The following is an 11577-nucleotide window of genomic DNA, read 5'->3' as shown; positions in this document are numbered from 1 at the left end:
TTTAACTATATAATATTCTTTATGAAAGTGATTCAAGTAAAACTAAATTGAATTGACGCTTTTAATGGTTGTCATATACAATAGTAAATGAAAGTGATAATCATTATCATTTGTTTGTTTGCAAACAGAGAAAACCAAAAACGAGGGAGGAACCTCTAGTGAATGAAAATTTTATAATACTAGAAATGTTTAAACAAGAAGTATTCTGTTGCTGTCCGGGACAGAAACACCAACATATCATTGAGTTCCATCAAGGTGATGTTTGGACAATAACAAATGAGCAGAAGTACGATGATGTTCTAGGATGGTATCTTCTAGTGGCCGTTAATAGAGAGTTTCAATTTCTAATTCAAGTGGATGATATCGAGAAACTGTTTAGCGAAGGTAGAATTTGCTCCATCTTGGACTTGGAACTAAAAATTATTCATTTGAATCATCAAGTGAATAAAGCCCTCGATGAACATGATAAGGAGTCATTTAATTTATATGCAAATGAACTCAGCAACGCTAAGAAAGTCATCGATAATAGATATATCTCTGTAGGTATACAAGCATTTTAAATAAAAGAATTAATGAATACTCGTCTAAATATTATGAGTAAAATATAAAAAAATATGTACTTTTAAACAACTGGATCCGAACGTCTCCAACAATTGCTAATAATAATTATCTCCATTATGGCAATCATAATTCTTGGAGGTGAAGGAAAATGGCAAATAACAATAACAACAAGCTTCCAAATGAAGCTCAAACAAATGCACAAGAAGTTAGAAAACAAAACGCACAATCTGCTCAAAAAGCTCAACAAAACGGACAAGGTGCATCGCAAAACATGTTTAATGAATTTGGTTCGGAATTTGGCGTATCAATTGAACGTCAAACAAATGTCCAAGAAGTTAAACAACAAAATGCTCAAGCAAATCAAAAAGCACAACAAAATGGACAAGGTGCATCTCAAAACTTGTCTAGTGAATTTGGTTCAGAATTTGGCGTATCAATTGAACGTCAAACAAATGCTCAAGAAGTGAAACAACAAAATGCTCAAGCTAATCGTAAAGCACAACAAAACGCTAACAACTTTAAGAAATAACAATTAGAGTTTAAAAACGCTGGGAGTTAAAATCCCCAGTGTTTTTTTATTTGGACTGGTAATAAGAATGCTAAATTATTTCTAACAAAAAATAACAATGCAAAATTCTAAAAATTTGTGCTAAAATAAAATATCAGTTTAATTAAAGTTAAAATAAGTATATATTATTTGACTGGGAGAAATTGATATTTTCATTTTTAATCAAAAATTTGGGGGAAAGTATCATGAAAAACTTATTAGTTAAATGGAATCAAGTAAGCCTTGTAAAAAGGATTGTTGTCGGTATTATTATCGGTGCGATCCTAGCTTTAACTGTTCCAAGTGGAGCAAGTTGGATTTCCATTTTGGGGTCTTTGTTTGTAGGTGCATTAAAGGCAGTTGCGCCAGTATTAGTATTATTTATAGTAATGCATGCGATTGCTGTACATAAAAGTGGTAAGAAGACGAATATGAAATCTATTCTTGGGCTGTATGCTCTTGGGACATTCCTTGCTGGAGCTGTCGCTGTAGTTGCAAGTTTTCTGTTTCCAATTACGCTAACACTGACAACCGGTGTAGATGATCTAACTCCACCTGAAGGTATTGCTGAAGTAATTGAAACCCTGCTATTTAATCTAGTTGCGAATCCAATTGATGCAATAGTTAATGCTAATTATCTAGGTATATTAATATGGGCAGTCGTTCTTGGACTTGCGTTAAAAAATGCAAATCAACAGACAAAAGACATGTTGGGTAATTTTTCAGATGCAATCACAAAAGTGGTACAATGGGTGATTAATTTAGCGCCGCTGGGTATTATGGGGCTTGTATTCGATGCTATTGTAACTAGCGGTCTCTCTGCTTTGCTTGATTATGGTAGGTTAATATTAATATTAGTAGGGTGTATGCTGTTTATCGCACTTGTAGTGAATCCATTAATCGTATTCTTCTATACACGAAAAAATCCTTATCCAATTGTATTTATGGTTTTAAGAGAAAGTGGTATTACGGCATTCTTTACACGTAGTTCCGCTGCAAACATTCCAGTAAATATGAAAATATGTGAAAAACTTGGCTTAGATGAGGATACTTATGGAGTTTCAATTCCTCTTGGTGCTACTATTAATATGGCTGGTGCAGCAGTTACTATTGCAGTGCTGACTCTTGCAACAGTAAACACGCTAGGTATTGAAGTTGACTTCTTTACTTCACTGATTCTTGTAGTTGTTGCAGCTGTCTCAGCAGCAGGTGCATCGGGTGTTGCAGGTGGATCACTTTTACTTATCCCACTAGCATGTAATTTATTTGGTGTTCCAAATGATATTGCGATGCAGGTAGTTGGTGTTGGTTTTATCATTGGTGTAATTCAAGATTCTTGTGAAACTGCATTGAATTCATCTTCTGACGTATTGTTCACGGCTACCGCGGAGTATGCTAAAGAGCGTAAAGAAGGTAAAGTAGTTACGATGAATTCTTAGGATCTACAAAACTAGTAGGAAAACGATAAAATCTAATTATTTGTCCTAATGTCCATAAAACTATTAATTTGATTGATTGTGATACATTAAATTTTAAAGCCACGATTACCGAAGATGATTCGGTGATCGTGGCTTTTTTGGTGTAATAATATATCCGTCTGGTTGATGACGTTGTTTAGATAATGAAATATATTCTTATATTGACATTTCCTCCTAAAATAACTAGTATTAGAAAGTGATATTGATAATCATTATCAATTATTTTTTGATCTTTTTTTCCTATTTCCTGATACATATTATTTTTATTTAACAGGATATATACGAATAGAAATTATTGAGTAGAGGATAGTAAGTTCCAGATATAACTAAAAATTAGTTGAGAAAGTCAGAGAAAGGAAGATCTATATATGACAGTGTTGAATATAGACCATGTAGCTATTGGTTATTCAAACTCACTTATTGTTGAGGATTTAAGTGTAACTATTCCTAAAGGAAAAATAACAACTATTATTGGACCAAATGGATGTGGCAAATCCACATTATTAAAAGCTATTTCCAGGTTGTTAAAAACTCAAGGCGGTAATGTATACCTTGATGGGCGAGCGATTCACCAGCTTCCAACGAAGGAGGTGGCAAAACGAATGGCGATTTTGCCACAATCCGCTAATGCACCAGGTGGTTTAACAGTATTTGAATTGGTTTCATACGGTAGGTTCCCACATCAAAACGGCCTTGGCAATTTTAAAAAAGAAGACTATGAGCATATTCATTGGGCAATAGGTGTAACGGGGTTGAATGAGTTTAAGGATCGTCCTGTTGAAGCATTATCAGGTGGACAAAGGCAGCGAGTTTGGATTGCGATGGCCCTTGCACAGGGGACTGAAATACTCATTCTTGATGAGCCGACAACCTATTTGGACTTAGCGCATCAGCTAGATGTTTTGTTGCTTTTACAAAAACTAAATGAAGAGGAGGGCCGAACAATTGTAATGGTCCTTCATGACTTAAATCACGCTTCACGTTTCTCAGACTATATGATTGCAATGAAGAAAGGCTCATTAATAGAGGAGGGAAGTCCTGAAGAAGTCATGACTCGCCTAAATTTACAGCGTGTGTTTAATATCGATGCAAGCATGGCGACATGTCCTTTTAGTAATAATCCTATATGTCTATCCTACCAACTCTATCAGAAGAGTGAATGAATGCTTATTCCGTTAAGAGGAATAGAAGAAGGTATCATGTCATAAAACAAAAAGTTATTTTTTAGGATAAAGGAGGGAAAGTATGACTACCTTAACAGAAGGATCTGCAGATATAGAAAAATTAGAAGAAATTAAAAAACATTCACATCCCCTAATAGCAATTTTTATTTTATTTGGAGGTATGGCTGCTTTAATAATTGCAATTGCCCTATCTATATCTTTTGGTGCAGCTGATATTAAATTAGTTACTGTCTGGACGGCCGTGTTTAATTTCAATCCAGAAATTACGGCACATCAAATTATAAGAGATATACGTATGCCACGTGTTCTAGGTGCTGCGATGGTTGGATCGTCCTTTGCGGTAGCAGGTGCTTTAATGCAAGGAATGACGAGAAATCCACTAGCTGACTCGGGTCTTTTAGGTTTAAATGCAGGGGCTTCATTTATGCTTGCTTTGTGTTTTGCATTTCTTCCGGGTCTTCCTTATATGTATTTAATCATGTATTCCTTTTTAGGTGCTGGTCTCGGTGTTCTCATTGTTTACGGTGTAGGTTCCTTGTCACGTGGAGGTTTAACACCTATGCGTCTGGTACTTGCTGGAGCAGCTGTTAGCGCATTGTTAGGTGCTCTTAGTGAAGGTATTGCTCTGCATTTTAAAATAGGTCAAGATCTAGCATTTTGGTATGCAGGAGGGGTATCAGGAACTAAGTGGATTAATCTTCAAATTATGTCCCCATGGATTATTGTTGCGATGCTAGGTGCTGTGATGTTATCTCGATCTATTACTTTGTTAAGTCTTGGCGAAGAGGTGGCTATAGGTCTTGGTCAGCGAATAAAAACTATTAAGGTGCTTGGTATGATTATAGTTTTAGTTTTGGCTGGAGCTGCTGTATCAGTAGTAGGTGCAGTAGGTTTTGTAGGATTAATAGTACCTCACCTTACCCGATCTTTAATAGGTCATGATTACCGCTGGATTATTCCTTGCTCGATTGTCCTTGGAGGTCTTTTAGTTGTATTAGCAGATTTAGCAGCAAGAATGATTAATCCTCCTTATGAGACACCGATTGGTGCATTGATAGCATTAATCGGAGTTCCATTCTTCCTTTATCTTGCTAGAAGAGGAGGTAAAGAACTTTGAAAGAACGGACATATATGACAGATAGCCAGCGGAAAACAATGAAGAAAAACCTTTTTATAATCAGTCTTCTTTTTATCCTTATAGTTATAGCTTTTATAATTAGTATGAATACAGGGTTTATAAGATTATCCCCTATTGAAGTCATTCAAACTTTGTTTGGATATGGAAATGAGAAACAGCATCTTATTCTTTTTGAATTTCGACTGCCAAGAATAATAATCTCTGTACTGGTTGGTATGGGACTAGCTGTATCTGGATGTGTTTTACAAGGAATCTCTCGTAATTCCTTGGCTGATCCTGGAATATTGGGGATTAATGCAGGGGCTGGCCTAACTGTTATACTCTTTATCTCTTTTTTTCCATCAACTACTGCTGCACCAGTATTTTTACTTCCAGTCTTGGCATTCTTAGGTGCAGGAATAACAGCAACCATTATTTATACACTAGCATATAAACGTAATGAAGGAATTTCACCTATGAGGCTAATACTCACCGGAGTAGCGGTTGCCGCAGGGATAAGTTCTGCAATGATAGTTTTAACACTTCGTCTAAGCCCAGAGAATTATCATTTTGTAGCAACTTGGTTAGCAGGCAGTATCTGGGGATCGAATTGGATGTATGTCCTTTCTTTGCTGCCATGGATTATAGTTTTAATCCCATTTGTATTTTCAAAGGCAAGAGTACTAAATGTATTGAATTTAGGAGATTTAGCTGCTACTGGGCTAGGAGCATCCATTGAAAAAGAGCGACGTATATTGTTAGCTTCAGCAGTTGGATTAGCAGGAGCAAGTGTATCCATCAGTGGGGGAATAGGTTTCGTCGGTTTAATAGGACCGCATCTAGCCCGTCAATTAGTTGGATCTAGACATCAATATTTAATACCAGCTTCAGCGTTGACTGGAGGTCTTTTGGTTCTTATTGCTGATACTATAGGGCGTTGGATATTGCAACCTTCAGAGATTCCAGCAGGAATTATAGTTGCAGTTATAGGGGCACCTTATTTCCTTTATTTACTCTCCAAATTAAAAGATTAAAGAACAGAATAGAATAACTTAGTTTTATTTTTTGTTATAAACAGATTGGAATTATTTGTATTGACTTCCGCTATCACAGTTGATAATATTGAAAATGAAAATCATTATCAATTAGAAAGGGGATATATAAATAAAATATAGTAATTGTTGAATGCTCGTGATACTATCTGCCATTTTATTATTGAGCGAAAAACCTGTCGGTGCTACGAAGGTCGACCTCTAGAATATACATAATTATTAATTTAAAACTTAAATTAGAGGCTGACTCTGCGTCTACATAGATGTCAGAAATAGTCTCTTTTTTTGTAGACTGACTTATCAAAATATCAATTTCAAAATAAATATCATAGAGGAATGTGATAGACATTGTTAAAACGTTTTTTTTCTTACTATCAACCATATAAAAGTCTATTCATTCTAGACTTTTCCTGTGCAATCATCGCTGCTGTTTTGGAGCTTGCTTTTCCGCTTGCTGTTAACCGCGTAGTGGATGATCTATTGCCAAGTTCAAATTGGAATTGGATTCTGTGGGGATGTATTTCGTTATTTGGGATATATATTATTAGTGCGGTACTTCATTATGTTGTCACTTATTGGGGACACAAACTGGGGATTAATATTGAGACTGATATGCGTAAAGAGCTATTTACACATGTCCAGAGATTGTCGTTCGGTTTTTTTGATAACAATAAAACAGGTCATTTAGTTTCTAGAATGACGAATGATTTAATGGATATCGGTGAAATTGCGCACCATGGACCTGAAGATTTATTTATCGCAATTATGACACTTACAGGTGCATTTGCTTTAATGTTCTCCATAAACTCGCAATTAGCCGTCCTTACATTCGTTATTGTTCCACTAATTATTTGTTTATCCTTATATTTCAGTAAAAAGATGACTGTAGCATTCAAACGCTTTTTTGCTGATATAGCTAATTTTAATGCACGTGTAGAAAATAATGTTAGTGGAATGCGAGTTGTTCAAGCCTTTGCTAATGAAGAGCATGAAATTGCTCAGTTTAATGAAAGCAATAGTCGTTTTCGTAAGTCTAAATTAGTAGCCTATAGAATTATGGCATGGAATTCATCCGTTAGTTATATTCTTATGAAAGTTGTCACTTTGTTCGTTTTACTTTGTGGGACTTGGTTCGTTATTAATAAGCAAATGACATACGGAGAGTTTATTGCATTTGTTCTCTTATCAAATGTATTTTTAGGACCTATTCAACAAATTAATGCTGTAATTGAAATGTATCCAAAAGGAATTGCTGGATTTAAGCGTTATGTTGAAATGCTTGAAACAGAACCAGATGTAGCGGATGCCCCTGATGCAAGTGATGTTAAGCATTTAAAAGGAAATATAAAGTACAGAGATGTGTCGTTTAGCTATGAAGGGAAAGAGAATGTCTTAGATAACATCAACTTAACGATTCGTGCAGGTGAAACAATAGCTCTTGTTGGACCGTCTGGTGCAGGAAAAACTACTATTTGTAGCCTGTTACCCCGCTTTTATGATATTAACAGCGGTTCGTTAACAATTGATGGTATTGAAATTAAACAAATGACACTTAAATCTCTTCGGTCTCAAATTGGAATTGTGCAACAGGATGTTTATCTCTTTGATGGAACCATTCGAGAAAATATTGCTTATGGTAATTTGGATGCTTCTGAAGATGAGATATGGGAAGCAGCAAAAAGAGCCCAGTTAGAAGACATTATTCTTTCTCAAACAGAGGGGATGAATACATTGATCGGAGAGCGCGGAGTTAAACTGTCTGGAGGACAAAAACAACGCCTTTCAATTGCTCGTATGTTTCTTAAAAATCCATCTATTCTTATTTTAGATGAAGCGACATCTGCACTTGATACTGAAACAGAGGTAGCGATTCAACATGGCTTATCTGAATTATCTCAAGGGCGTACAACACTTGTTATAGCACATCGTTTAGCAACGATTAAAAATGCAGATCGCATAGTTGTTGTAACTGAGAATGGGATTGTGGAACAAGGGAATCATGATGAGTTATTAGCAGTGAAAGGAGCTTATAAAAGACTTCACCTAGCTCAGTTTGGGGTTTAATAGGAAAAAGAAAATAGATAGTAAGGGAAAGATACAATGGAAGAGTATGACGTAATGTTTGTTGGACTCTTTAAAGTGGCTTGTGAGAGATATAAGGCACAGGAACGATACATTATTAACTCTCTATAGTAATAATCCAAATTAAAAAAATAGGTCACTATCCATATGTTAGTGGTAGTGACCTATTTTAAATTCCTAATAATCTATTACAAAGCTGAGAGGAGTATAACCTTGATCAATAACACATTAGAAAAAATACAATTACTACCCCATACATTTTATATACCTATAAGTTTAAACAGTATAAATGAATTCATGGATAGCAATTTGGAAGAAAACGATCCACACCCTAAAATTCTAATCGTATTTGGTGGGAGCGGAATAGTTAGTCTAAATGAAAAAGAACATGCAGTATCACGTGGTAGTATATTACTTTGTGATTCCTTCTCGGTACTAGAGTATCAACAAAAGTCCTGTACTACATCTCCTCTTCAGGCTATTCTAATAGGTTATCGTTGCATAACTACAGATGGTTCCCAGCCTCAGACAATAGAGAGTTATCAGCCAATTAAACAGACAGCCAAAATCATTAGGCTGGCAAAAGAATTTGAAAACGCCTGGAGGTACCGAAGTAGTAGAGGACCATTCTATATACAACAGATGTTCATTGAACTCTTAACCGAAATACATGGAGAGTTAATAGAAAATAAACAGTCCATTAGTACATGGATGGATCAAGTAATAAGTTACATTGATACTCACTATGAAGAGGATTTGAGTCGAGAGAAGATGGCTACCCTTGTACAGGTAAGCCCAGAGCATTTATCCCGTGCTTTTCGTAAGAGCACAGGTCGAACGTTTAGTGAATATCTATCCTTAATAAGAATTCGGGAATCTCAAAAAAGACTATTATATGAGATGCCTAAATTAGATGATTTAGCACAGGAGGTCGGCTACAAAGAAGGGACCTATTTAAGTAGAAAATTCAAGCAAGTGGTCGGTCTTTCTCCGACTTCTTATCACAATAAGCGCAAGAGAGTGGTAACGCTTAATACCAATCATACTGCAAGTTTATTAGCGTTAGGTATTACTCCTGAACTTGGTGTGTACTCCACCTGGATGGAGAGAGTTAATCCAGTGAAAACAGAGCAAAAGCTAAATATATGGAAAAATAGTGAAGCATTAATATATGAGAAAATCGCTGCTGTTAATCCTGATTTAATTCTCGATTATAAAACAACAAAAGAAAACAAATCTTTGTTATCATTGGCTCCGATGGTTACCCTTCCTTTTATGGAAATGAGCTGGCGAGAACAATTTCGGCTTATAGCTGATATTGTGGAAAGACAGCAGCAAGCGGAGGAATGGCTTAAGGATTACGATAGAATGGTATGGAGTTTCAATCAGAAACTAGATTGTAAGCTTGGAGAACGAGGGACAGCTGTTGTATGGGAAATTGGTACAAACTCGGCTTTCTGTATTAATAGTAGCCATGGTAGAGGTAGTCAAATCATATATGAAGATTTCGGATTTAGTTTACCGATTACACTACTAAATCACGGTATAGGAAATCGGGGCTACATTGAGGTGGAAATCGAAGCAATTAAAGATTATCCTGCTGATTTCGTCTTTATCACAGGAATGCCTTTAAATAAAGAGGGAATAGAGCGTATGAACCGCCTATTTCAGTCATACTCATGGATGAGCATGGAAGCATTCAAACAAAATCATGTTTATTTGATAGATAAATCAGATATATTCTTCGGCTATGACCCGTTATCATCCCATGCACAGATACATGAATTAATGAGATTATTGACATCATAAAAATGTATGGCAAGAGATTACTTTAGTGCATAGACACTATTGTAAAGACAACTTACAATAGTGAATGAGAATGGTTATCAATAATGGATGTGGAGGTTTTGAAGTTGAGTTTAAATAAAGACGTTTATAAAAAGAAAAAGATAGGGTTAATTTCTATTTTTCTACTTTTAGTATTACTTCTTTCCGCTTGCGGAAAGACGACAACAGCTGTAGATATTAATAAAGAAGAAACTACCGAAAATACAGGGACTACCAAGGATGACAAAATGAAAAAGATTTCCACAGTAAATGGAGAGATTGAAATTCCTGTTAACCCCCAACGTATAGTAGCAGAAGAATACTTAGGTAGTCTAATTGCATTAGATGTTATTCCGGTGGGTGCACCTGAACTTACGATCAACAATTATTATTTCAAAGATGATCTTACAGGTGTTTCGGATACTGGGGTGTATGGAAAACCATCCGTTGAAAATATCCTTGCCCTTAGTCCAGACCTTATTATTACAGCAAATGGTGACAACTACGAAATGCTAAGTAAAATAGCACCTACTATAGTTATACCGTATGGTGATTTAAAAGGAGTTCATGAAGAGCTAACTTATTTCGGAAACTTATTCGACAAACAAGAGGAAGCGGAAGCATGGCTACTAGATTACGATGACCAAATAGCGGATGCCAAGGCAAAAGTCGATGCTGCAATACCAGTAGATGCAAGCTTTTCTATTATGGAGGATGGCGGTAAGACAACATGGGTATATGGTGATAACTTCGGACGGGGTGGACAGCCAGTATATCAGGCTCTAGGACGTAAGCCACCTGCTAAGGTTGCGGATGAAATAATGGAGAAACAGTGGGCTGAAATTTCGGAGGAAATTATACCAGATTACTCTGGCGATTATATTATTATGACTTCTAACAATCGTACAGTTGAAGACTTTAAGGCAGATCCTGTCTGGGGAAGTCTTCCAGCAATTAAAAATAATCATTTCTATGTTTGGCCAGAAGAACGTTCATGGTATTATGATCCAATTGCGGTCCTTGCTCAGTTGGAAGAACTAACTACTTGGCTTACAAATCTTGAGAAATAGAGATGTAACTCTTGCATAGTATCAAAAGCTTTTTACTATTCCTGCTACTGATAGTAAATCTGTGTGTGCGAGTAAGATATAATGAAATCGAATTCATATAAAAAAAGCATTATCTCCAAAGAGATAATGCTTTTTTTCTAAAGAATTCTTTGTTCCTAAAGAACTCTTGCGGGTTTGGCACCCATTGATGTCGACTAATATAGTAATCAATAGTATGGATGTCAAATCGTATTTGTTGTTAGTAATCTAGTATAGCACAGATATTTACTAAAAACAATATTTCTTTGTAAAGATTGTACAAGGATACTCCAAGTGGTGGTATAATAACACATTAAGGTGGATTTAAAATTCATAAATCTAATTGAACGGAAGTCTCTTAATGTTTCTTCCAGTACTTAAATAATTACACCATCGGAGGTGTCGAGTTGAATAAAAAATGGACGATAGATCAAATACGAGACTATGTTAGTAAAAATTCAGAATGTACTTTACTTTCAAAAGAATATGTAGGGTATTCACAAAAGCTACTATTCAAATGTTCATGTGGAACTAACTTTGAAAAAACATTAACGAAGTTTAAAGGCAGCAATCAGAAAAAATGTTCTAATTGTTTAGAACCTAGACCATCCCGTTAAATTTTGTGAGGGATAATAAAGTCG

Annotated in this window: 10 protein-coding genes; all 10 read left to right on the top strand. The window is 35.7% G+C overall.

Annotated features, from left to right (window positions below):
* Positions 1 to 158: 158 nt before the first annotated feature.
* The 10 genes from MKY29_RS15565 (at position 159) to MKY29_RS15520 (ending at position 11553) form a co-directional block, all read left to right on the top strand.
* Positions 159 to 560: a hypothetical protein gene (locus tag MKY29_RS15565; protein ID WP_340880215.1), complete on the top strand. Its 402-nt coding sequence runs from the start codon at positions 159 to 161 to the stop codon at positions 558 to 560.
* A gap of 149 nt (positions 561 to 709) precedes the next feature.
* A complete protein-coding gene (locus tag MKY29_RS15560) occupies positions 710 to 1090 on the top strand; it encodes a gamma-type small acid-soluble spore protein (protein ID WP_090566928.1) in 381 nt (126 codons plus the stop codon).
* Between the two features lie 224 nt (positions 1091 to 1314).
* Positions 1315 to 2547, top strand: coding sequence for a serine/threonine transporter SstT (gene sstT / locus MKY29_RS15555; protein ID WP_093494945.1), 1233 nt, complete (start codon positions 1315 to 1317; stop codon positions 2545 to 2547).
* 407 nt (positions 2548 to 2954) lie between these two features.
* The gene (locus MKY29_RS15550; protein ID WP_241599410.1) at positions 2955 to 3749 is read left to right on the top strand and encodes an ABC transporter ATP-binding protein; all 795 of its coding nucleotides are present in this window, start codon (positions 2955 to 2957) and stop codon (positions 3747 to 3749) included.
* A gap of 82 nt (positions 3750 to 3831) precedes the next feature.
* Positions 3832 to 4887: a FecCD family ABC transporter permease gene (locus MKY29_RS15545; RefSeq protein ID WP_340880214.1), complete on the top strand. Its 1056-nt coding sequence runs from the start codon at positions 3832 to 3834 to the stop codon at positions 4885 to 4887.
* Between the two features lie 38 nt (positions 4888 to 4925).
* Positions 4926 to 5921 carry a FecCD family ABC transporter permease gene (locus MKY29_RS15540; RefSeq protein WP_445677894.1) on the top strand — a complete coding sequence of 332 codons (996 nt, stop codon included), beginning with the start codon at positions 4926 to 4928 and terminating at the stop codon, positions 5919 to 5921.
* Between the two features lie 366 nt (positions 5922 to 6287).
* Positions 6288 to 8003 carry an ABC transporter ATP-binding protein gene (locus MKY29_RS15535; RefSeq protein WP_340880213.1) on the top strand — a complete coding sequence of 572 codons (1716 nt, stop codon included), beginning with the start codon at positions 6288 to 6290 and terminating at the stop codon, positions 8001 to 8003.
* Between the two features lie 231 nt (positions 8004 to 8234).
* Positions 8235 to 9830, top strand: coding sequence for an AraC family transcriptional regulator (locus tag MKY29_RS15530; RefSeq protein ID WP_340880212.1), 1596 nt, complete (start codon positions 8235 to 8237; stop codon positions 9828 to 9830).
* A gap of 104 nt (positions 9831 to 9934) precedes the next feature.
* Complete coding sequence (locus MKY29_RS15525; protein ID WP_340880211.1) at positions 9935 to 10918, top strand: ABC transporter substrate-binding protein; 984 nt, start codon at positions 9935 to 9937, stop codon at positions 10916 to 10918.
* A gap of 425 nt (positions 10919 to 11343) precedes the next feature.
* The gene (locus MKY29_RS15520; protein WP_090566947.1) at positions 11344 to 11553 is read left to right on the top strand and encodes a hypothetical protein; all 210 of its coding nucleotides are present in this window, start codon (positions 11344 to 11346) and stop codon (positions 11551 to 11553) included.
* The last annotated feature ends 24 nt before the right edge of the window (positions 11554 to 11577 follow it).

Source organism: Psychrobacillus sp. FSL K6-2365, assembly GCF_038003165.1.
Lineage (GTDB): Bacteria > Bacillota > Bacilli > Bacillales_A > Planococcaceae > Psychrobacillus > Psychrobacillus psychrodurans.
This window is presented reverse-complemented; position numbering and strand designations above follow the sequence as displayed.